The sequence below is a fragment of the Ensifer sp. MJa1 genome, assembly GCF_037026475.1.
Classification (GTDB): domain Bacteria; phylum Pseudomonadota; class Alphaproteobacteria; order Rhizobiales; family Rhizobiaceae; genus Ensifer.
Genome location: NZ_JAKUMO010000007.1, coordinates 267081 through 289651 on the forward strand (window position 1 = coordinate 267081; position 22571 = coordinate 289651).

A 22571-nucleotide genomic window follows, 5' to 3' on the forward strand; every position below is an offset into this window, starting at 1 on the left:
GCAATCGACGAATGGGCCTATTGCGCTGCCGCCTTGGCAAAGTCGGCGTTGACGTAAGGCGCGTAATCCTCGAGCGCGCTGCTGATCTGTTTCTGCTCGACGAGGAACTTGGCGCTTTCGGTCAGCGCCCGCGTTGCGCCTCCGCCGAGCCAGACCTCGGAGGCCTGCTCGTCCGCATTCGGGAACGAGAGCAGACGCAGGGCCTCGACCGTGCTCGGGCCATCGCCCCCGATCAGCTTGACGATGCCTTCCACCTGCGGTGATTCCTCCGTCCATGCAGCCTTGTTGGTGTTGTAGTCGGCATAGGCGTCCGCCAGGACCTTGGTGAAGGCCTCCATGAGTTTCGGGTTTTCCGCAGCCCATGCCTTGTCGACCACCAGCCCGTCAAAGGTCGGTACGCTTGCAGCACCGATCACCTCGGAATCCGAGATCGTCTTGCCGGTCTTCTGGATTTCGGAAAGTGCTGGCGGCCAGACATAGGCGGCGTCGATATCGCCACGCTGCCAGGCGGCAACGATCTGCGGCGGCTTCAGATTGAGGATTTCCACTTCGCGCGGATCGACGTTCCAGACCTTGTTCATGCCGACCAGCAAATGAAAGTGCGAGGTCGAGACGAAGGGCACGGCGACCTTCTTGCCCTTGAGGTCGGCCGGCGTTTCGATGCCCGATCCGTCGCGGGCGACAAGTGCCTCCGACTGGCCGATATTGTCGAGGATCCAGAAGAGCTGCAGTTCGACACCGCGCGTGGCGGCGGCCGCAGTCCCGGTAGACCCGAGAACGCCGATCGGGACGTCGCCCGAGGCGAGCGCCGTGGTGATGTCGCCGGCGGAACTGAACTGGCGCCAGTCGATCGCATAACCTGCTTCCTTGGCGGCGGCGTCGAAGCGTCCGTCGGCGATGGCGGCCACGAACGGGCCGACGATCTGCTGGTAGCCGACGACAAGCTTCGTCTCCGCGTAAGCCACGCCGGATGCGGCGAGGCTCGCCACGATGCTGGCGGCGGCGGCCAGTCGTCTGAAATGTCCATGTAGCATTCTTCGTCCTCCTCTTTGTTTATTCCCTTTTGTTCATTCCCTGGCCGTTTTTCCGGTCTTGCTCATGACGATACGGCCGAGATCCGGCTTGCGTTATATCCAGTATGGAAGTTGAATAGATCCAGATTAACGTCGTTGGGGGGCGGCGCCGTGCGGATGAACGTATCCGAAACCATCTTCTTCATCGACCGCGAAAGCGGGATCGGCCTGCAGGCGCAACTGCGCGAGACGATCGTTTCAGCCGTGCTTGCCGGCCGGGTGCAGCCGCACGCGCACCTGCCTTCCACGCGCAAGCTCGCCGACTATCTGCAGATCTCACGCATCACGGTAACGCTCGCCTATCAGGAACTGATCAACCAAGGCTATGTCGAAGCCGCCAACCGCAGTTCCTACCGGATTTCCGGCAACCCGCCCGGCACGGGTGTGGAGGGCAATCGCCCATCCGCAGGCGCAGATCCAGTGGACTGGAGCCGCAAGATCAAGATGAATTTCGAGGTGGTGCGCCAGGTTCCGAAGCCTCTCGACTGGCGGCGCTACCCGTTTCCCTTCCTCTATGGCCAGATGGATCCGACGCTGTTTGACCTCAATGCCTGGCGCGACTGCGCCCGCCGGGCCTTAGCGCGGGAAGACTTCGTATTGATGGCGAGCGATTTTGCCGCCGCCGACGATGTGCGGCTGGTCAACTACATCTGTTCCCGCACCCTGCCGCGCCGTGGCATTCATGCCACGCCGGACGAAATCCTCGTCACTGTCGGTGCCCAGAATGCGCTCTGGATCGTGACCCGGCTGATCCTGGACAAGGGCTCTGCCGCCGTCTGCGAGAACCCGTGCCACCCGGACATCAGCGCCTCGCTGCTCTTAAGCGGCGCCGACGTCACGACCGTCGACGTCGATCGCGAGGGCCTGTCGCCGGACGCGCTGCCGGAGAAAGTCGACGCCGTCTTCGTCACCCCGAGCCACCATTCGCCGACGGGTGCGACCATGCCGGTCGACCGGCGTACCCAACTGCTGCAGGCCGCCGAGGAGAAGGACTTCGTCATCGTCGAGGACGATTATGAATTCGAGATCAGCTTCCTCGCCCCGCCCTCACCGGCGCTGAAGGCCCTCGATCCCACCGGCCGCGTGCTCTACATCGGCAGCTTCTCGAAATCGCTGTTTCCCGGGCTTCGGCTCGGCTACCTCGTCGCCCCCGCGCCCTTTATCCGTGAGGCGCGGGCGCTTCGCTCGCTAATGCTGCGCCACCCGCCGGGACACCTTCAGCGCACCGCCGCCTATTTCCTGGCGCTCGGCCACTATGACGCCGTGCTGCACCGCATGCGGGCCGAGTACCACAAGCGCCACGTATTGATGGCCGAGGCGCTGCGCCGGGAGAACCTGACGATCGCCGGCTCCTCGGCCTTCGGTGGCACGTCCTTCTGGATGGAGGGGCCACAAGGGCTCGACGCCGACCGGCTGGTCAGCGAATTGCGGCAGGACGGCGTGCTGGTCGAATCCGGTTCCCCCTTTTTCCCAAGAAGCGACACGCCCTGCCGCTACTTCCGCATGGGATACTCCTCCATTCCGAGTACGAGCATCTCCGAAGGCGTCGCCCGCGTTCGCACCCGCATCGACGCACTTTCTCGCGGCGGCAACGACGAGAATTTCATTGCGAAGTGAAAGTTTCGGGCGACAAGCGACCAGTCGTTGAGTGGCAGCCCCAATCCCGAGCCGAACAAGCCACTGACTTTGCTAGCAAAATCGGGGTAAGCTGCCGGCGTACCTGCTCGTGCCGCTGTAGCACTTCAATATTGTCGACAATCATCAAATGTGTCGTATCCAAGATTGTCGACAAATACGTTGACAAATACTTCTGGCGTGCGATGGTTCCGATCAGCAGCAACGAGCTAGGGAGGAGCAGGTTGATGCAAGGCCTTTGGAAGACGGTGCGCCTGCGTATCCGCGCGACTTTCGGCGAAGAACGCCAACGCCGACCCGCGCCACCGGGCGAGCTAGCCTGACACCTCTACATTCGATCCCCGTTCCCACGTCCCAATTCGAACCTTGAGCGCCTCAACCGGACCCACAAAGGGTGCGTGGACGAGCCTGTGTCCAGGTGGTGCGTGTGCTGGCTTTCGAATGAGATGATCGACACCGGAACTTGGCGTTTCATGCATCGCCGGGATGCTTCGACTTGACTGCCTCGCCGGCCAGGAACGAGCGTTGATCATCACCCCCGCGCACGAACTGTCGATCGCCCGGGCGGCAACCGACAGATCGGGCAGGCCATGCCCGCGCCGACGACGGGCCGCGCCACTGCCGATCCGTATCTTGCGACCAGATGTACGGCCAGCAGGCCGTCCTTCCTCTTCAAGAAGAAGTTCCCCGCTCAAGGGGACAGATGACCTCAACCAAGGAGAACAGCAGAATGCTCAAGAAATTAATGCTCGCAGCCGTCATGTCGGCTGCGCTTTCCGCGCCGGGCCATGCGGAAACGCTCAAATGGGGCGCCTCGCGCGACATCTACTCGCTCGACCCCTATTCCTACGGCGACAGCTACACGCTGTCCTTCCTCAACCACGTCTATGAAGGGCTTGTCCGCTTTGATGGTGAACTGAAGATCGAGCCAGCGCTTGCGACATCCTGGGAGACCGTATCGGACACGGTCTGGCGGTTCCATCTTCGCAAGAGTGTCAAGTTCCACGACGGCGCCGATTTCAGTGCGGACGACGTGATTGCCTCCCTCACACGGGTCAGCGATCCGGACTCGCCGCTTCGCGGCAACCTTCCCGCCTACAAGTCTGCGAAAAAGGTCGACGACCATACGGTCGACATAGAGCTCACCGGCCCCTACCCGCTGCTTTTGAACGACCTAACGAACATCCACATTTTCGACGCCACCTGGCTCACCGACAACAACGCGCTGAAGCCGACGGACGTCGGCAAGAAGATCGAAGGCTACGCCACGTACCACACCAACGGCACCGGTCCGTTCAAACTCGAGAGCCGCGCCCCCGACAGCAAGACCGTTCTCATCAAGAACGACACGTGGTGGGACAAGTCGCAGTCCAACATCGATCGCATCGAGTTCACGCCCATCGTTTCGGCCGCGACGCGCGTCGCCGCAATGCTGTCGGGCGAGATCAACTTCACCGAGAACGCCCCCGCGCAGGATCTTCCGCGCCTCGTCGCGCAGCCGGATCTCAAGGTCATGGAGCGCACCGACCTGCGCACCATCATGATGGGCTTCAACCGCAAGTCGAAACTGGCCGACGGCGTCGACAACAAGTTCAACGACCTTCGCGTCCGCCAGGCCGTCGCGCACGCGCTCGACAAGGAACTCATCCAGAAGCGGGTCATGCGCGGCAAGTCGAGAACGGCGGGCGCGATCATTGCACCGGAAATCCCTGGATACAGCGAAGCGCTGGACAAGGTCGTGCCGTTCGATCCCGAACTGTCGAAGAAGCTCTTGGCGGAGGCCGGCGCCAGCGATCTGCCCTTCACGCTCGTCTGCACGAACGAGGCCTATGTCAACGAGGAGGAGCTTTGCCAGAGCATCGTCAACATGCTGAGCCGCGCCGGCTTCAAGCCGCAGCTTGACATCGGCCCTACGGCCGCACAAGCACCCAAGCGCACGGGTGGTCTCTCTGACGTCTACATCATCGGCTGGGCGAACGAGCCGATGCTCGACAGCTACTCGATCCTGCTCCAGATGATCGAGACGAGGAGCGACAAGGCCGGCGTCTTCAACTGGGGTGGCTGGAGCTATCCGGAGATTGACAAGCTGATCATCCAGGCATCGACCGAAATGGATCGAGCCAAGCGGCTCGAGCTGCAGAGCAAGGCACTCCAGATGGTCAAGGACGAAATGATCATGTTGCCGCTGCACCAGCAGCCCATGGCCTGGGTGATGAGCGACAAGATCGACCGGGTCGCTCAGCTGGCCGACAACAAGCCGCGCCACTGGCTGACACGTTTCGCGGAGTAAACCTCATGCATGGAGCCGGAGCGGCAGGCGTTCTGGCTCCTGCTCACTTTGCCAGTGGCGATTCCGACCAGCATGACCGCCCCCCCTATTCGCCGGCAAGGGCGTTGGTCCAGAAATCAAAGGAAGGAATTTCGTACCTCACCAGGCGGTGTGAAGCAGGAAATCGCTTTGCAAAATGCATAACATATATAGTCTATATGTGCTTCAAAGCGAACTTCCGTCGCATGACTAGGTCATTCCGAGGAGATCGTGCGCGAGACGCTTTCGACCATTCCCAGATCTGCTGATCTTCACCAGGGCCGGGCTTCTCGGGGACCCTGACAATCGCAACGCCCTTCCAGGTTGCTCCGCCTGTCCGTGCGCCGGTTTTCTCTTTCCCTTTTTCGTCTTGCGGCAGCTAAGGCCGGGCGCGACAGAGTGAATGTCGACATGGCTGTGGTCACCGTCGCCTTCGGTCTTGTTTGCGTCGCGTTGCCGCTCGCGGCCGAGGATAGCGCCCGACTGACGCTGGAGATCGAATTGGCCGACGGCACGAGCCAGGCTGCAATGGTCCGCAAATGCTGCGAGATCGCCGCACTCCTTGGCACAATTCCGGAGGTCACGCAGATCTACGCCTTTCGGCAGCCCGCGGCGGGCGACCGTTCGTGCACAAACGGTTTCGCGGTGCAACTGACGCTGTCGCACAAGTCCGAGCGGCTACGCAGTCAGGAGACAATCGCGGCGGAGATTGCCGCACGGATGACATCGGTCACCGATATTCGCAGCCATCAGTTGGGTCTGACCGGCGGCCGTCAATTCGCGTTCGCCCTTCTTGGAGACGACCTGCCGAGCTTGACCAGGCAAGCGAACTGTTGGAAGGCGCAATGCAAGACATGACGTTCTTTCGCAGCGTCACGTCATCGCGCGCATGCGCTTCGACCCGAGCTGCAAATTGTGCCGGACACGCAATTCATGGCCGAACTCGGGATCGGCATCGACCGGCTGTCGAATGCGGTGCGGGTCGCGACCATCGGCGAGATCGACCCCGAACTCGCTCTGCTCGAGGAACCGGGGCGCTCCGTGCCGATCCGCGTCGAGGTCGAAAAAGTTGACGGCTCCGATCTCGCTCTGATCGAGAACCTGCCTTTGCGGACTGCCAGCGGGGAAATCGTTCCGCTTGTGGCCGTGGCCGGGGTGGTTTCCGCTTTCGGGCCTTCACATATCCAACGCCGAGACGGGTTGCGTCGCATCGGGCTACGCGACACTCCACCGTGCCCATAAGACGCAGGGCGCCGAATCCGCCAGGCCGCGGGTTGGCTCATCCCCTGAGCCATCGGCCAGCCGCACTGAGGACAACGCCTTATCCGACTGCAGCTTCAAATCCTATTCAAGCTGGTGCTTCGAGCAGAACCTCGCGTGCCTGTGCGATTGAGGCGCCGCCGGGCCAAGCTCGCACGGGGGCGGTCCTGTCAAAGGACGAGAGCAGCGCGCCACCGGCTCCGGAGGAGGAGTAGAAGGCAATTTAAGACGCCGGAAGCTCACGAAATCCAAACAAGAACGGGTAGCAGAAATGATCCAACGCCACGTCCGGCTCGTATCGAACGCTGACAAAAACAACGGGAGCAGACGAACCAGCCATGTTGCGAACTGCAATTGGAATCGCAGCTTTGTCCGCGGCTACAGCATCAGGGGCTGCCGCGGAGCGATACAAGGCAAACGAGATCGAGGGAGAGATCGTCGGACGGCGCATCTTCCTTGCAGCTCCGCTCGGCGGGGAATTCCCACTGAACTATCGAAGGAGTGGCAGTGTCGACGGCAACGGCGAAGCTTTAGGCCTCGGTAGGTTCGTGAAACCCAAAGATACAGGCACTTGGTGGATACAGTCTGACCGCCTCTGCCAGCGATTTGGCACTTGGTACGAGGGGCGCTCGATGTGTTTCGAGCTCTATCGCGTCGATGAAGAGAGACTGAAGTGGATTCGCGATGATGGAAAGACCGGCATTGCCCGAATAGGTCCGGAGCTTTGAAGTCGCAGCGGGGGCAAGCAGGATATTGGGGTTGGTGATGATGCCGCGCAATGGATTTGACGGAGGACAAGCATGCACTTCTTCAGCGTTTTTCTCTCGATCATCGCCATGAACCTTGCATTGATTACATCCGCAGGCGCTGGATCTTTTTCGCTTGAGGGCTTCTTCACAGGCAGCTCGAGGGCCGAAGGTAGTTTTCGAAGCATCACCGGGGTGAAGAGGACCTTCAAGGTGCTATTGCTGGGAAAATGGGACGGCCGAACGCTGACGCTCAGGGAAGATTTCACCTTCGATGACGGCACTCGCGATCGCAAGACGTGGCGGTTCATCAAGGATGGACCCGGCAGATACAGGGGTACGCGCGAGGACGTGATTGGAGAGACTGAGGTGCAGATTAAAGATAATGTCGCGCGCTTCAGCTATGTGGTTTTCCTGGACCCAGAAAACCGCAAGAACAAGGTGCGCTTTCACGACACCATGACATTGAACAATGATGGCCGGGTACTCAATACTGCCTATGTGACAAAGTTCGGATTGCCAGTTGCCTGGACATGTGTCGAGTTCACGAGACTGTGACGGATGTGGCAAATGTCCCGCAGAAGAGGATCTAGGTCACGCTCCTCGACACTCATCCTCTATGCGCTACCAGCGATTCCGCTGGCAGGCCTGGCTTTGCCGCTTTTCGTTATCGTTCCAACCTTTTACTCCGAGGTCATGGGACTGCCGGTCGCGGCCGTTGGCGGCGTACTTTTTGCCATTCGTGTTCTTGATGCCGCGAGCGATCCGATATTCGGCTGGCTTGCCGACCGGTGGCATGGCGTCGGCGGTCGCCGGCGCGGCTTTTTTCTCGCGTCAATCCCGCTAACCGCGGGCGCCGCGTTCATGTTGTTCTGGCCGCCTCAAACCGTCGGCCTTGGCTATCTGCTTGTATGGGGTGGACTTTTGTCACTTGGCTTTACCTGGACCTCTCTTCCCTATACCGCCTGGGGGGCAGAACTTTCAAACGACTATACCGAGCGGACACGGATTGCCGCTTACCGCGAAGGTGCCACACTCATAGGAACTTTATCTGCAATTAGCCTCCCCTTCACTGTTGGGACGGCTGCGGCGAATGGCGTCGATGGGCTAGCGGCGGTAGCCGTTCTTGTCGCGGCGCTGCTTCCGATCACAGGCCTTATGGCTTTCGTTTTCGTTCCCGAACCGGTCAATCGATCGACGCGGGAGATTGGCTTGGTGCAAAGCCTGGTTTTCATGGCGAAGAACCGCCCGTTCCTGCGTCTCATCGCCGCTTTTCTTTTGAATGGATTTGCCAACGCAATCCCAGCTACTTTGTTTCTTTACTTTGTCTCAGAGCGTCTGGGCGCACCGGATTGGCGCGGCCCGCTGCTCCTTCTCTACTTCGCATGCGCAGTCCTTGGTGTACCGCTCGCAGTGAAGACTGCAAACCGCTTCAGCAAGCACAAGGCCTGGAGCGGAGCTATGCTGGCGACGTGCTCAATCTTTGCTGTATCAGGATTTCTTGGCGACGGAGACCTGGTCGCCTTTGGTGTGATTTGCGTGTGCACCGGACTTCTGCTCGGCTTCGACCTAGTTCTGCCGCCGTCCATGCAGGCAGACGTCATTGACAACGACACAGTTGTCTCAGGTTCTCAGCGTTCCGGGATGTATTTCGCCGCGTGGGCGCTTGCCACGAAGCTCTCTCTCGCAGCAGCCGTGGGGGTGGTATTTCCATTGCTAAGTGCGTTTGGCTTCGACCCGACTGAAGAACGTCCATCGGCCGACGCGCTCAAGGGACTTTCGATGCTTTACGCCTGGTTACCGATAGTTGCGAAACTCGCAGCAATCGGGTTCATGTGGCGTTTTCCGATCGAACGGCCGCCCCAACAAGGGTTTCTTGCCCGCATTTGAGAGGATTGAGGTTGTTCCAGACTGGAAGGGTTAATCATAAAGCCGCCCCTCTCGCTACCTGAGGCAGGTTCGTTATGACTGTGAGGCTCAAATGATCAACAATCACACGCTCAAGAAAGATGAACGAAAGGTGGCGTGGGTTACCGGCGCAAGCTCCGGCATCGGTAAATCGCTTGCAATCCGTTTGGCACTTGACGGCTGGACCGTCGCCGTAAGCGCGCGGAACACACTTGAGCTTGAGATGCTCGCACAATCGCCGGAAAACAGGATCCATTCTTTTCCCCTCGATGTGACCGACCGCGAAGCGACAGAAATCACCGTACGCGACATTGAAATGCGCCTGGGTCCAATTTCCTTGGCGGTTTTCGGCGCAGGAACGTACCGGCGCGATAGCCTGTCGGCCTTCGACGCCGCGGCGATCGGAGATATGGTCGGGCTCAACATCATGGGAACCGTGAACTGTTTGCAGGCGACCATGCCAGCAATGACCGCGCGCCGGTCGGGTCGGATTGCAGTAGTGGCGTCTGTGGCAGGCTACACCGGTCTTCCAGGTGCCGCGGGCTACGGCGCAACAAAAGCCGCGTTGATAAACATGTGCGAAGCTCTTTATCCGGAACTGGAAAGGCACGGCGTTCAGATGACAATCATCAACCCCGGATTTGTGGATACGCCTTTGACGCGTCAGAATGACTTCCCAATGCCCTTCCTGATCTCGTCAGAAAGTGCGGCGGCATACATCATGCGGGGGCTTGAGCGAGGGCAGTTCGAGATCGCATTCCCGTGGAGGATGAAAGTGGTCTTGAAGTTATTGAAGGCTCTTCCTCCAAGTCTAAGGTTCGCCATAACGCGCCGCATGTTGCGTGAGGAAGTTAACTGACCTCTCTCACTTCAATTCCAGGCGGAACTGGTGGACATCGATGGTACCGTTACGAAAGCCGGCGGCGCAGTAGTTGAGGTAGTAGAGCCACAAGCGTTTAAACCGTCCGTCGAATGCAGCGGATTCAATCTTGTTCCAATTGTCGAGGAAAGCACCCTCCCACATGCGCAGGGTTTTTTCGTAGTCGCGGCCGAAGGAAAATGCATCCCGCACGAGTAAGCCGGAAGCGACAGCTGTCTGCCTGAAGACTGCCGCAGAAGGCAGCATGCCGCCGGGAAATACGTAGGTTTGAATAAAGTCGGCGTTTTGCCGGTACCGCTCAAACCGCGTCTCGTCGATCGTAATGACCTGGACCAGCGCTTGTCCGCCTGGAGCGAGTTTCGCGCGCAGCTGCTCGAAGTATACCGGCCAATTCTCCTCTCCGACGGCTTCGAACATCTCTATTGAGACGATCTTGGTGAAACGTCCCTTGCAATCTCTATAGTCCTGCAGCCGAACCTCAGCCAACGGGGACAATCCCTTGCCTGCCAGCCGAGTTTCCGCAAAGCCGGCCTGTTCCTTGGACAAAGTCAGCCCGGTAATGCGACACCCTGTGCGCGAGGCGGCGTACTCCATAAATCCGCCCCAGCCACAACCGATCTCAAGAACATGATCTTCGGGACCGATTCGAAGCGCATTTAGGATCCTGTCATACTTAGCCCGTTGGGCCTCATCGAGTGACTGCCCTTGCCGCTCAAAGATGGCGGCAGAGTAGGTCATCGTCTCATCGAGCCATGCGCCGTAGAAACTGTTCCCGAGGTCGTAATGGAACGCGATATTTCGGCGGCTCCCGGCGCGGGAGTTTCGTCTGAACAGGTGCCGTAGGTAAGCGAGACGGCTGAAAATCGGACCAGACGCGAGCGCAGACTTCAGGTAGTCCTCGTTTACGAGCGCAAGATCCATAAGGGCTCCAAGGTCTGATGTCTCCCAATCGCCATCGAGATAGGATCGCGAAAACCCCAGGCTGCCGCTAGTGAGCATACGCCAGACCGGCCTTGAGTTCCTAAAAACGATCGCTGCAGTCGGACCGGGGACGTTGCCCTTGACCAAATCCACCGCCCCGCACGGGAACTCCGCGCGCAGCTGCCCGCGTTGGATACGGGCAAGCCAACCGCATACTATTCTCTGCCACAGCGGGCGGCCCGACGATATTGAGAACGCCGTGCTCTGATCAAGCTCGCTCATGCAAGGTGTCTTTCTATTCGAAACGGGAGACGATGGTCGTGTCAACCTGCGCAACCGCCGACCGATGGCGATGCACGGGCATGCCCTTTACCCAGATTTTGAGTGCCTCCCAATGGATCGCGCCGATGACTTTTAACGTCATGAGCGGATGTTTCAGGAAGGTCAGAAGAAGTCTTTTGTCCGAGATCTCTTCCCTTTTTCCGGAAAACACAGCCGTGAGAAGTCGCCCGTCACAATCGTCTTCGGTTATGCCGACGAACACGGTCTCCCCCGGCGGACGCAGGTTGAACTGATAGCGGCAATCCATGGGTACAAATGGAGAAACGTAAAGTTCTTTGACACACGACTGCCGGATCGCTCCGCCGTGGCCGTCGTTCACCGGAATGACATAGGTATGACGTTCGTGGAAGGTATTGCATACCTCATAGAGAACGGCCTGGACTTGGCCATCGCCTGCCTCACAGTAAAAGACCGTCAAAGGGTTGAAAACGTAGCCGAGTATGCGGGGGTAACATAGAATACGGACATGCAGCCCCTTCGCGTCGACGCCCGCCTCGGAAAGCTGCCGTTCAACCCAACTGCGAAGCCCGCCTACTTCGCCGTTGCCGTGATCGCAGTCACGAAAGCTGAACAGGGCCCAGCGATTATGGCCGAAGAGACGCAGCTTGCGGTCCAAGCATGCCAACTCATCCAGATCGAGAAGCAACGAAAAGACCCTGTAGGAAAACCGATGCCGGCGGGGCCGAAACCGAACGTGCCACACTTGCCCGCTGTAAAGAGCCGACCTCGACATCATTGAGCCGCCGCAAAACCGATCTCAGAGGGGATCCGGCCAGAATCGTCGCCGACCGACCATGGACGTCGCATGCCGGAGATGGCCTCGGCAACCGAAAGCCCGGACTGCAAGCCGTCCTCATGGAATCCACTGCCGAAGTGTGCCCCGCAAAACCAGACGCCGCCGCGTCCCTGGAGACGCCATAGCTCCTTTTGCGACACCAATGCTCGCTGATCGAACAGGGGATGGTCGTAATCGAATGTCGCGATTATCCGCTCACTGGCTATCTTTTGGTGCGGGTTCAGCGTCACAAAAAGCGGTGTCGCTGGATCGATGCCTTGCAATCGGTTCATCCAGTAAGTCACACATAGCTGGCGCTCACCGCAATCATCCGAGGCGCCAATGTAGTTCCAGCTCGACCACACATTTCGCCGCTTGGGCATCAATGAGGTATCGGTGTGCAGAACCGCCCTATTGCTCGTGTAACCGATCGCGGACAACAGCTCTCTTTCACGGGCGTCAGGCTCTGAGAGCATCGCCAGCGCTAGATCCGCGTGAGTCGCGATAACAACATCCGTGAAGGTGTCACGATTGCCCTCACGATCGGTTATGACCACCGTCCCCACCTCGCGACGGATCTCCTGCACTGCTCTTCCTGTTCGCAACTCGCCGGAATAGTCCGACATTAGCCTGTTGACATATTCTCGGCTTCCCCCGGTTACGGTTCGCCACCGAGGTCTGTCCGTCAAGGCAAGCAAACCATGACTGTCGCAGAATCGAATGAAGGCATGCAGCGGATAGTCTCGCATGCGCTTGGTCGTTGTGGACCAGATCGCAGCGCCCATCGGAAGGAGATGATCGGTAATGAAAGCGTGGCTATAGCCATTCTCGTCGAGATACTCACCCAGTGTCTTCCTAGCCAGCTTCCGGCAATTGAGGGCTTTGGGAGCGTCGCGATAGAAACGCAAAATGTCTGACAAAATTCTCCAGAAGCGCGGACGCAGTGCGTTGAAGGGTTGAGCAAACAAGCCCGTCAATCCAGAGCCCGAGTATTCGAATGCCCCGCCATCCAACGAAGCGGAGAACGACATATTGGAAGCTTGGGTCGGGACGTCGAGGTGGTCAAACAGCGCCACAAGGTTGGGATAGTTGCGATCGTTGTAAACAATGAACCCTGTGTCGACGGGAACCGGCCCAGAAGCCGTAGGGGCGACAACTGTATTGGCATGACCTCCGGGCTTGTCACCGGACTCGTACAGCACCACCTCCAAGCTTTTACCGAGTAACCAAGCCGCAGACATTCCCGAGATACCGGCGCCAATCACAGCGACACGCCTTTGCCCGAATTCACCCCTCATACCCCGATCAATTCGCATGTTGTCCCCTCAATCTGACGAACAATTACCTACGCACTACGAAAAAGTTGCCCAAGCGGATCGAACCTGATGCAAAATTTTGAACGACCATGATCCAAGAAGAAGGATGCACCGTAACTGAAGCCATGGAGACAATTCGTGCGATTTCGGCTACCGCTATCACCGATATTCCGTTTGTTCGAACGAGGCCCGTGGCGCCGGTTGAACTCGGAAGGCAGAAGAAGCGTGGACGCATGATAGAGCCGGCCGGGGAACTGAAGAAAGATGAAGCCTGCTTGCTGTTGGAGGCGGTTGGCCGCGACGGGGACATGGAATCCTTTGAGACACTGTTCCGGTATTACGGTCCGCGCGTTAAAGCCTATATGGTGCGCCTTACGCGTGATCCAAACGTTGCCGAGGAATTGATGCAGGAAGTGATGATCACCGTCTGGAACAAGGCGGGCCAGTTCGAGGCGAAACGCGGTAACGCAGGGACATGGATCTTCACGATCGCGCGCAACCTTCGCATTGACGTGTACCGCAAGAACCGGAGGCCCGATTTTGACGTCAATGACCCTGCCTTTGTCCCCGACGACGCCAAGAGCGCAGAAAGCGCGCTGGCGGAACAGCAGGATGCGGCGCGGTTGAAGGACGCGATGAAGGACTTGCCCCAGGAACAGATTCAACTGCTGACGCTATCGTTCTTCGACGATTGTTCCCACAGTACTATTGCAAACAAGCTGAATCTGCCGCTCGGAACGGTGAAGTCGCGAATTCGGCTTGCTTTTGCGAAGCTTCGAGCTGCGCTGGAGGACGGAAAATGAACATCCGTCACCACGTTAGCGACGAATTACTGATCGGATATGCATCCGGCACGCTCGAAGAAGGATGGCGGCTCGCTGTTGCGACCCACCTTGCTCTATGCCCGAACTGCCGCTCACGACTGACGTTGATGGAAAACGCGGCCGGCGAGTTGCTCGATAACATATCGCCGCTGCCGATTGAAACCTCGTCGTTTTCGCGATTGAAAGAACGCATCCGAACCGAGATCAAAGTAGCCAGCGCCTCACGCAGGCAGCCGACGGGAATCGCCAAAGTGGACTCGCCGCCGATAATCCCGGAACCCCTGCGTTCCTATCTTGGAGGAGATCTGACGGAGCTGAAATGGAAGTCTCTGGGACGTGGGGCCTATCATATTCCGATCAAGCTCGCCGATCGGTCGACGACGGCGCGTCTGCTTCGCATACCTGCTGGCAAACCGGTGCCTGAACACAGCCATGGAGGGCGCGAGTTGACGCTCGTGATCAGTGGTAGCTTCAACGACGGCGAGATGGTGTTCGCCCGCGGAGACCTTGAGGAGGCAGACGCGAGTGTTCAACACCAGCCCCTGGCGGCGCCAGGTCAGGATTGTATCTGTCTGGCCGTTACCGATGCGCCGCTCAGGTTCCGGAGTTGGATTATGCGATTGCTTCAACCTGTCCTTGGGATCTGATCGTAAAGCGGGCGTAACCGATATGACTTATGTAGTATCGTACCTTGTGACATGCGTCGTTTTTCTCGGTTTGGACTTTTTATGGTTGACGGGTTCGTCGAAATTCTATCGCAGCCATCTTGGCGAACTTCTGCTCGACCAACCGAATTTCGTTGCTGCAGGCGCTTTCTATATTATTTACGTGACCGGCATCTCGTTTTTTGCGGTCATGCCTGCAGCTAACTCTGGAAGTTGGCCCACAGCGTTGCTGTCGGGCGCTCTGCTCGGCCTTGTCGCTTTTGGCACCTACGACATGACAAATCTTGCAACCATTAAGGGATGGTCGTTGGAAGCAAGCATGGTGGACATGATGTGGGGTATCTTCATCACCGCGACGTCCGCTCTTGCCGGCTACTTTTCCGTTTTGGCGGCACAGAAGTTGATTTGACCGATTTCCGAATACCCGAACTCGCCGAGGCGCCCTGCTGGGCTCAACTCATATCTCGCGACGAAAGGAAACTGCGAAGGCGTTCAGAATGGGGGTTGCTCAAAACTTCACGTGGCTCGCCCTGCTCCTCGATCACGCCTTGACTGAGAAAGATGACATGATTGCCGACGTCGCGAGCAAATGCCATTTCATGGGTAACGACGATCATTGTTCTTCCCTCCTCGGCCAATCCCCGCATGACCCGAAGCACCTCGCCGACAAGCTCCGGATCAAGTGCCGAGGTGGGCTCGTCAAAAAGCATGATCTCCGGCTCCATCGCCAGCGCCCGGGCGATCGCCACTCGTTGCTGTTCTCCGCCCGAGAGAAAAGCTGGAAAGGCGTCGCGGCGGTGCGAGACGCCGACCTTCGCCAAGTATGCGTCGGCTCTTTCAGCTGCCTCAGCGCGGCTCACGCCCTGTACGCGCATCGGCCCCAGCATCACGTTCTCCTTCGCCGTCATGTGGCTCCACAGGTTAAACTGCTGAAAAACCATCGACAAACGGGACCGCATCGAAGCGAGCTTCTTGGCGTCCTGTACCATCAGGTCACCATTCGACGCCTTCCTCAGGGCAAGTTCTTCGCCCTGAAACCGATAGCTGCCCTCAGACGGTTGCTCCAGAAAATTGAGGCATCGCAAGAAGGTGCTTTTGCCGGAGCCGGACGCGCCGATCATGGAAATCACATCTCCGCGCCTCGCGCTGAGCGAGATGCCTTTGAGCACCTCAACCGTTCCGAACCTCTTTCGGATGTTGGTCACTTCGAGCATCGCCGTCATAGTCTGTCTCCGTGTCTTGGCGCTCATGGGCTTAAAAGTGGACCGTTGCGGAACACATCGTTGCCGGCGATCTTGCCGAGGCGTTTGCCTCGCTCGGCAATGCGGCTGTCAGCGCGTGCGTAGAACACGCCTGATGTCTGCGCCTTTACGGCTGTCACCGTGCCTGAAAGCGGGTCGATTATCTCAGCGATCACATCACCAGCGCTTACGTGATGGCCAAGGTCGAGCGCGTAGCTCACCACCCCCGCAGACGGTGAAATGACAGCTTCTGAACCTGCAAGCGGCGTGGGCTCGCACAGTCTGGCGGGCGCTTGCCCCGCCGAACCCTTGACGACCCCCAGATCGCGAAGGAACTCGACGATCGCCTGCGCGTCGCTGCGGGCACGTCGCCTATCGACATCGCTTCGACCGCGCAACTCAACGGTGGTCGATGCGCAGCCAAGCGGGATGTTCGCGTTGGGCAGCGCTCTTGCCAGGTCCAACCATGGGCGCACGAGGGCCTCGTCGAACGGATTGAGTCCCGAGATCTCAGCAAGCAGCACGGCTCTTGCGTGAAGGCGCGTCGCCAGGGACGAGAATGACTGGGCGAAATGCGGTTGAGTGTAGAGATGAACCTCAGCTTCCCCGTCGCAATGAAGATCCAGCACATAATCGGCGTCGATCGCGAGCTTCATGAGGCATTTGCGAACGTTGTCCGAAGGGGTGACAACGTTCCATTCCTCAACAAGGGCCGTCAACTCGGCGCGGATGGCGGCCGTGTTGGCGCTGGCGTCTCTGCCCAACCGGTCGGCAAGCCGGGCGGACAGTTTGGGTCCGAAATCGGGATAGTGACGGTTGAAGTTCCGTCCGTCATAGAGATCGAAACGGCCTTCCTGCTGGCCGAGGGAAAACTGGGACAGCCCGACCGGATTGGCAACCGGAACGACCCTGACGCAGCCGAGGATCGCGTCGGATGCCTCAAGCTCGGCCAAGGTGTCGCAAAGCGCCAGCGCGACGATGATGCCTGGGGCCTCGTCGGCATGGAGGCCACCTTGGATATAGACGAGCGGCGTGTCTCCCTGCCGCCCGAATTCGACACATTTCAAGCTATGCCGAGTGCCGGATCCCTGACCTTCGATTTCAAAGATTGTTTCTTTCATCATGCAACTTTCGGATTGAGGCGTTCGGCTGGCTGCACTTTGGCGTTCGGAGCCTCCGAGCGGGAGAGATGCCGCAAAAAGTGCTTCTCGAGCCTACGGAACAAAGCGGTGAGACCAATGGTCAGACACAGGTAAATTGCGGCGGCGACGCCGAAAGATTCGGTTAGGACCAGATAATTCGTGTAGACGTCCCGGGCGACCCGCATCACTTCGACAATCGTCACCGTGCTTGCAAGAGCGGTGGCATGCATCATCATTACCACCTCGTTGCCGTATTGCGGCAGCGCGCGACGCCAGGCTGATGGCCAGATCACGTATCGGAGAACCGCGGCGCGGCTCAAGCCGATCGATCGCGCCGCTTCAATTTCGCCTGGCGCTGTGGTTCGGATCGCGCCGGCAAATATCTCCGTCGTATAGGCGACCGTGTTGATCGTCAGCGCAAGCCACGCGCAAAACCACGGAGAACGGAATAGCGGCCAGAGCGCGCTGCTGCGCACGAATTCGAACTGGGCCATGCCGTAGTAGATGATAAACAGCTGAACAAGAAGCGGCGTGCCGCGGATGACGTAGGTAAACAGCCAAACCGCGCGAGAGACATAGGACGACCGCGTCGAGCGCACGAGCGCCAGGGGCACCGAGATTGTAAAACCGCTGACGATGACGGTTGCCAACAGGATCAAAGTGTTTACCAGACCGCCCGCAAATGCCGGCAGGTTTTCGGCAACGATTTCCCAGTCGATCATGCCGCACCTCCGCTGCGAACGCCGCGTGAGGATACCTTCTCAAGCGCTCCGAAGAGGAGAACCGAAAATGTGGTGACGGCGAGATAGATGAGGCCGATCAGCGCGTAGAAGGTAAAAGGCTCCCGGGTGGCCGCAGACGCAAGCCCGGCCCGGTGGACCATGTCGTCGAGCCCGATGATCGACACCAGGGCTGTCGCCTTCAACATGACCAGCCACGTATTCGTCAGGCCAGGCACGGCATGCCGTATCATCTGCGGCAGCAGAATGTAGAAGGCCACCTGGAAGCGTGAAAGACCGTATGCAAAACCGGCCTCGATTTGCCCCGCCGGCACGCTGAGGATCGCTCCCCTGAACGTTTCGGTCAGGTAAGCTCCGAATACAAAACCGATCGTGCTAACGCCGGCTATGTAGGGGTCGACATCGAGATAACCCCACCCATATTTGTCAGAAATGGAATTGAGCAGGATCTGGCCGCCATAGAAGACCACGAGCATAACGAGCAGATCCGGCAACGCGCGCACCGTCGTCGTGTACACGGTAGCCGACAATCTTGCCGCCATCCCGCCGTAGACCTTTGCGGACGCGCCAATCAGGCCGATAACACAGGCGATCGCCAGTGAGACCGACGCCACGCTGAGGGTTACACGAAGCCCCTCCAGAATCATCGGTAAATAACTTTGGAACATGGAACAGCACCCCTTGCGACCGGCGCCACTCAGGCGCCGATCGCGGGAAAAGAACTACTTCTTTGCCGATTGCGGCGTCACGTCGAAGTCGAAGTATTTGCCCGACAGCTGCTTGTAGGTACCGTCGGTCATGATGGAAGACAGAGCGGTATTAACTTCCTCGCGCAGAGCGCCATCTGACTTGCGCACGGCGATCCCGACGCCGCCGTCGGCGTCCTCGCCCAGGAAGAGGGTGTCCCCGACTTGCTCGAAATCCTTCCCTTCCGGCTTCTTCAGGAAAGATTCGGCCGAAACCACCGACGATCCGAAGGCGATGTCGCCGCGGCCCGCCGCCAGTTCGAGGTAGACGGCCGGCTCTTTGTCCACCGCCAGAACGGTGCTGTCAGGGTAATTCTTCGCAACATACTCCGCACGCGGAGAGTTGCGCAGGACGATGATCGTCTTGCCCTTTAGCTCTTCCTGTGACCAGCTCTTGTAGTCACCCTTGCGCGCCACCCATCGCGACGGGACGTCATAATAAGGGTTGGAGAAGTCGACGACCTTCTTGCGCTTTTCGTTGATCGTCATCGAAGCCACGATGATATCGAACTTCTTGGCGTTGAGCGCCGGGATCATTCCGTCCCATTCCTGCTGCACCATCACGCAGTTCTTCTTCATCTTCGCACAGATCGCATTTGCGATGTCGATATCGAAGCCGGAGAGCGTTCCATCGGGAGCAACTACGGAGAAGGGCGGATAGTTTCCTTCCACGCCGATGCGGAGATCCTCCGCAAACGCAGTGCCGGCGAGCATCGTTGTGGCAACGATTGAAGCGAGAAATTTCATTCGCATGCGATTTCCTCCCAAAATCAGCTAAGCTGGCTTCTCAATGGCAGGAAATTTTCATAGAGTCAACAAATGAAAGAAAATTTTCAGACACCGCTCACCTGGAACGCGGAGGCCGATCGACGCTTCGCGACGTCTGCTTTAGGCCTCGAACTCAGCAGTCTTCTGCGGGATGGATCGGCTTCGCAGCGGGCACTGTCCGGATTTGTGCTGCGGGACCCGATGTTCGTGGCAACGCACGGCATCGAGGAACTCGCTGCCGCAACGGGAACTTCGGCTTCGAGCGTCAGCCGCTATGTTCGAGACCTCGGACTCGGAGGCTTCTCCGAGTTTCGATCCTCCATCGCCGCTATGGTGAGCGAATTGGTTGCGCCTGTCGCCAAGCTCGATGCCTCGATAAGAGACCTTGATAAACGTAGCCAGGGTGTTGAACTCAGCATCGAGGTGACGGGCTCAAACATCGACGCGCTCAAGAGCCCGCAGACCGCCGAATACATACGCCTTGCTTGCGGTGACATAAGAGCGGCCCGCAGGGTATTCGTGATAGGCTTTGGCCTTTCTGCGCACCTTGCGGCTATGCTGGTCCTTTCGCTGCAACCTTATCGCGACGAAGTTATAAATGTCGCTCAATACGGAGGAACGGAGTCGGCTGCCGCGCGCGCGATGTCGATTGGAGAAGGCGACGTACTGGTGGCAATATCTTTTCCCAGGTATTCCAGGGATGTTGTCGAGATCGTCAGATACGCGCGTGACAAAAAGGCGAAAATTGTCGCCATAACGGATTCTCCAGCCGCTCCGCTTGCTCAATTCGCCGACCGATTGCTTCTCGCGCCATCCAGACACCCGGTCCTTTCGGCCACAAACGTCCCGGCCATGGCAATCATCGAAGCCTTGGCGTCCGACTTCATGCTGGCGGATCCTGACAATGTCAGGCGAGCAGAGCAGCTTGCCAAGGCTATTTCGTCGTATCTGACCGAAGGCGATTGACGCACCAACTGTCCACCTAAGGCCCAATGGATCGAAGATAGCCATCGGCGCTCTTCGTTTATGGCTCGACTTGCCAAGGGTTCACTCAACACATGAGCGCCGATGATCGCCTGCAATTATGCAGGCTCGACCGAATGCTCAGTCGAAAGGCCATTTGATCCTGTGGGGACCTGCGATGCACGGCCCCCAGCTGCAAGCTAATGAGCGCTTCAAGCCATTAGGTGAGCTGAAGGGCGCGCTATACTCGGCGCGTATGAAACCTCTCTGTCGATATCAGGAGTGAGCCGCTTCATCTATCAGACCGGCGCGCCTTCCCATTTGTGATGAAAACCTTCGCGGCCACGCCAGGCGCTAATCCAACGAGCCGTTCCCCTCGTAATCATTCTTGGTTTTTCAAATGGTATCGTCTCAACATGAACCGCTGTCGTAGACTGATTTTCATTTTTGGCGACCATCTGTCCCACAGGATCTCAAGCCTGAACGGGGCTGATCCCCAGAGAGATGTCGTCCTCATGTGCGAGGTGGTCGAAGAGGCCACCTACGTGAGGCATCACAAAAAGAAGATTGTGCTGATCTTTTCAGCCATGCGGCATTTCGCCGATGAATTGCGCATCCGAGGATTTTCAGTGCGTTACGTGCGGCTCGACGATGCGGACAATTCAGGATCCTTCACCGGCGAACTGAGCAGGGCTGCGGATATGCTTTCACCGGACTGTGTCGCCGTGACCGAGCCCGGAGAGTGGCGTGTCCGCCAGGCGGTTTCGAGTTGGCAGTCTATGTTCCGGGTTCCTGTCGATGTTCGTCCTGACGCCCGTTTCTTATGCTCCCATGAGGAGTTTACGGCTTGGGCAGACGGGCGGCGCACACTTACCATGGAGTTCTTCTATCGCCACATGCGTCGTAGAACCAATCTTCTCATGCAGGGAGACGATCCTGTCGGCGGCCGTTGGAACTTCGATTCGGAAAACCGAGCCCCCGCCAAATCGGACCTTTTTCGGCCTGCTCGACTGCAATTCAAGCAGGACACGATAACCCGCGAAGTCATCGATCTCGTGGAATCCCGCTTTTCTGGACATATGGGTACGGCGGAAGATTTCAACTTCGCGGTGACTTGCTCTGATGCTCAAGAAGCGGCTGACGTTTTCATTCGCGATTTTCTGCCGCTTTTTGGCAAAACGCAGGATGCGATGCTGAAAGACGACGCCCTCCTTAATCATTCCGTCCTTTCACCGTACTTGAACCTGGGTTTGCTCGATCCTTTCGAGCTTTGCAAAGCAGCGGAACGCGCCTACTTCGAAGGCAGCGCGCCGCTTAATGCCGTTGAGGGCTTTATCAGGCAGATCATTGGTTGGCGGGAATATGTGCGCGGAATGTATTGGCGGTTCATGCCGGAATACGCCCACCGGAACGTCTTCAAGGCATCGCGTCCGCTACCCGACTTCTTCTGGACGGGAAAGACGGACATGGCGTGCCTTTCGACGACGCTCAAGGACACTATCGACAACGCCTACGCGCACCACATACAGCGTCTGATGGTGACCGGGAATTTCGCAATGCTTGCGGGTCTTGACCCCTTTGCGCTCCACGAATGGTATCTGGAAGTCTATGCAGATGCCTTCGAATGGGTGGAACTCCCAAATGTAATTGGGATGAGCCAGTTCGCGGATGGCGGCTTGCTGGGATCAAAGCCCTATTGTGCCAGTGGCGCCTACATTTCCCGCATGTCGGATTATTGCGAGGGCTGCAAATACGATGTCCGAAAGAAGGCCGGAACGTCCGCCTGCCCGTTCAATTCTCTCTTTTGGGACTTTCTGGACCGCCATGCGGAACAGCTTTCTACGAACCGGCGGCTTCACCAATCTTACGCCACGTGGAGGCGCATGACGGAGGACCGGAGAAATGACTATCGGCAAAGCGCCAGCATCTTCCTGCAACGTCTGGACGAGGGTCTTGGTGTTTAGAGGAGGATTGTAAGATGCCGCTCGCGTCACTTGCTCAAGGATACCGCGCGGTTGTTTTGGGAGCGAGCGGCGGCATCGGAACCGCAATCGCCCACGAACTCCGGTCCGATCCCAATTGCCTGCAGCTTGTAACGCTCTCGCGTAGGGAAAATGGCTTCGATATCACAGACGAAGAGAGTGTCGTTGCGGCAGCAGCGGAGGCTGCAGACGATCGTGCCCCGGGACGTGGTGTAGGTGGCGGGAGGTAGCAAAGCCGAACGCCCGCGCGCTTTTCATAGCGCTGTAGCGGGTGATCGGGTTTGCGGGCGGCCATCAGTGTTTTCCGATAGGGTCGGGTTGTTCAAGACCAACCTG

General features: G+C 58.4%; 21 protein-coding genes and 1 pseudogene. 13 read left to right on the forward strand and 9 right to left on the reverse strand.

Annotation, left to right across the window (positions count from 1 at the left end):
• Positions 1-17: 17 nt before the first annotated feature.
• Positions 18-1034 carry a taurine ABC transporter substrate-binding protein gene (gene tauA, locus MKZ91_RS12700; RefSeq protein WP_336171224.1) on the reverse strand — a complete coding sequence of 339 codons (1017 nt, stop codon included), beginning with the start codon at positions 1032-1034 and terminating at the stop codon, positions 18-20.
• A 156-nt stretch (positions 1035-1190) separates the two neighbouring features.
• Here tauA and pdxR point away from each other — a divergent pair, with 156 nt between their 5' ends.
• From pdxR to MKZ91_RS12740, 8 genes and pseudogenes are all read left to right on the forward strand, one after another.
• Entirely contained in the window at positions 1191-2690 is a 1500-nt protein-coding gene (pdxR, locus tag MKZ91_RS12705) for a MocR-like pyridoxine biosynthesis transcription factor PdxR (protein WP_336171225.1), read from the forward strand.
• A 748-nt stretch (positions 2691-3438) separates the two neighbouring features.
• A complete protein-coding gene (locus tag MKZ91_RS12710) occupies positions 3439-4998 on the forward strand; it encodes an ABC transporter substrate-binding protein (protein ID WP_336171226.1) in 1560 nt (519 codons plus the stop codon).
• 429 nt (positions 4999-5427) lie between these two features.
• Entirely contained in the window at positions 5428-5874 is a 447-nt protein-coding gene (locus tag MKZ91_RS12715; protein ID WP_336171227.1) for a hypothetical protein, read from the forward strand.
• A gap of 42 nt (positions 5875-5916) precedes the next feature.
• Positions 5917-6258 (forward strand): annotated as a pseudogene (locus MKZ91_RS12720) (efflux RND transporter permease subunit); the annotation flags it as partial.
• A gap of 356 nt (positions 6259-6614) precedes the next feature.
• Positions 6615-7004 carry a hypothetical protein gene (locus MKZ91_RS12725; protein ID WP_336171228.1) on the forward strand — a complete coding sequence of 130 codons (390 nt, stop codon included), beginning with the start codon at positions 6615-6617 and terminating at the stop codon, positions 7002-7004.
• 72 nt (positions 7005-7076) lie between these two features.
• Positions 7077-7580 carry a DUF3833 family protein gene (locus tag MKZ91_RS12730; protein ID WP_336171229.1) on the forward strand — a complete coding sequence of 168 codons (504 nt, stop codon included), beginning with the start codon at positions 7077-7079 and terminating at the stop codon, positions 7578-7580.
• A 12-nt stretch (positions 7581-7592) separates the two neighbouring features.
• Entirely contained in the window at positions 7593-8912 is a 1320-nt protein-coding gene (locus MKZ91_RS12735) for an MFS transporter (protein WP_336171230.1), read from the forward strand.
• Between the two features lie 91 nt (positions 8913-9003).
• Positions 9004-9789: an SDR family NAD(P)-dependent oxidoreductase gene (locus MKZ91_RS12740; protein WP_336171231.1), complete on the forward strand. Its 786-nt coding sequence runs from the start codon at positions 9004-9006 to the stop codon at positions 9787-9789.
• A 6-nt stretch (positions 9790-9795) separates the two neighbouring features.
• Here the strand turns inward: MKZ91_RS12740 and MKZ91_RS12745 are convergent, their stop codons facing one another.
• From MKZ91_RS12745 to MKZ91_RS12755, 3 genes are read right to left on the reverse strand one after another with little or no spacing between them, the layout of a single operon-like run.
• Positions 9796-11013, reverse strand: a complete 1218-nt coding sequence (locus MKZ91_RS12745; RefSeq protein WP_336171232.1) for a cyclopropane-fatty-acyl-phospholipid synthase family protein — start codon at positions 11011-11013, stop codon at positions 9796-9798.
• A 13-nt stretch (positions 11014-11026) separates the two neighbouring features.
• Positions 11027-11809 (reverse strand): DUF1365 domain-containing protein, encoded by a 783-nt coding sequence (locus MKZ91_RS12750; protein WP_336171233.1) that lies wholly within the window; start codon positions 11807-11809, stop codon positions 11027-11029.
• Positions 11806-13164 (reverse strand): NAD(P)/FAD-dependent oxidoreductase, encoded by a 1359-nt coding sequence (locus MKZ91_RS12755; RefSeq protein WP_336171234.1) that lies wholly within the window; start codon positions 13162-13164, stop codon positions 11806-11808. Before MKZ91_RS12755 ends, MKZ91_RS12750 begins: the two co-directional genes overlap by 4 nt.
• Positions 13165-13253: 89 nt before the next feature.
• Here MKZ91_RS12755 and MKZ91_RS12760 point away from each other — a divergent pair, with 89 nt between their 5' ends.
• The 3 genes from MKZ91_RS12760 to MKZ91_RS12770 are packed head-to-tail and all read left to right on the forward strand — an operon-like array spanning position 13254 to position 15062.
• Positions 13254-13967 carry a sigma-70 family RNA polymerase sigma factor gene (locus MKZ91_RS12760; protein WP_336171235.1) on the forward strand — a complete coding sequence of 238 codons (714 nt, stop codon included), beginning with the start codon at positions 13254-13256 and terminating at the stop codon, positions 13965-13967.
• The gene (locus MKZ91_RS12765; RefSeq protein WP_336171236.1) at positions 13964-14635 is read left to right on the forward strand and encodes a ChrR family anti-sigma-E factor; all 672 of its coding nucleotides are present in this window, start codon (positions 13964-13966) and stop codon (positions 14633-14635) included. Before MKZ91_RS12760 ends, MKZ91_RS12765 begins: the two co-directional genes overlap by 4 nt.
• A gap of 22 nt (positions 14636-14657) precedes the next feature.
• Positions 14658-15062 (forward strand): DUF2177 family protein, encoded by a 405-nt coding sequence (locus MKZ91_RS12770; protein WP_336171237.1) that lies wholly within the window; start codon positions 14658-14660, stop codon positions 15060-15062.
• A 43-nt stretch (positions 15063-15105) separates the two neighbouring features.
• Here the strand turns inward: MKZ91_RS12770 and MKZ91_RS12775 are convergent, their stop codons facing one another.
• Genes MKZ91_RS12775 through MKZ91_RS12795 form a run of 5 tightly spaced genes read right to left on the reverse strand, consistent with a single transcriptional unit; the run spans position 15106 to position 19275 of the window.
• Complete coding sequence (locus tag MKZ91_RS12775) at positions 15106-15876, reverse strand: ABC transporter ATP-binding protein (RefSeq protein WP_336171238.1); 771 nt, start codon at positions 15874-15876, stop codon at positions 15106-15108.
• A 23-nt stretch (positions 15877-15899) separates the two neighbouring features.
• On the reverse strand, positions 15900-17018 hold the full coding sequence (locus MKZ91_RS12780) for a succinylglutamate desuccinylase/aspartoacylase family protein (protein WP_336171239.1): 1119 nt from the start codon (positions 17016-17018) through the stop codon (positions 15900-15902).
• The gene (locus MKZ91_RS12785; RefSeq protein WP_336171240.1) at positions 17015-17758 is read right to left on the reverse strand and encodes an ABC transporter permease; all 744 of its coding nucleotides are present in this window, start codon (positions 17756-17758) and stop codon (positions 17015-17017) included. Before MKZ91_RS12785 ends, MKZ91_RS12780 begins: the two co-directional genes overlap by 4 nt.
• The gene (locus MKZ91_RS12790) at positions 17755-18444 is read right to left on the reverse strand and encodes an ABC transporter permease (protein WP_336171241.1); all 690 of its coding nucleotides are present in this window, start codon (positions 18442-18444) and stop codon (positions 17755-17757) included. The genes MKZ91_RS12785 and MKZ91_RS12790 overlap by 4 nt, the downstream gene beginning before the upstream one ends.
• A 54-nt stretch (positions 18445-18498) precedes the next feature.
• Positions 18499-19275: a transporter substrate-binding domain-containing protein gene (locus MKZ91_RS12795; RefSeq protein ID WP_336171242.1), complete on the reverse strand. Its 777-nt coding sequence runs from the start codon at positions 19273-19275 to the stop codon at positions 18499-18501.
• Between the two features lie 66 nt (positions 19276-19341).
• On the opposite strand from MKZ91_RS12795, the gene MKZ91_RS12800 reads away from it, so the two are divergent.
• A complete protein-coding gene (locus MKZ91_RS12800; RefSeq protein ID WP_336171243.1) occupies positions 19342-20256 on the forward strand; it encodes a MurR/RpiR family transcriptional regulator in 915 nt (304 codons plus the stop codon).
• A 413-nt stretch (positions 20257-20669) separates the two neighbouring features.
• Positions 20670-22217, forward strand: coding sequence for a cryptochrome/photolyase family protein (locus MKZ91_RS12805; RefSeq protein ID WP_336171255.1), 1548 nt, complete (start codon positions 20670-20672; stop codon positions 22215-22217).
• Positions 22218-22571 lie beyond the last annotated feature (354 nt).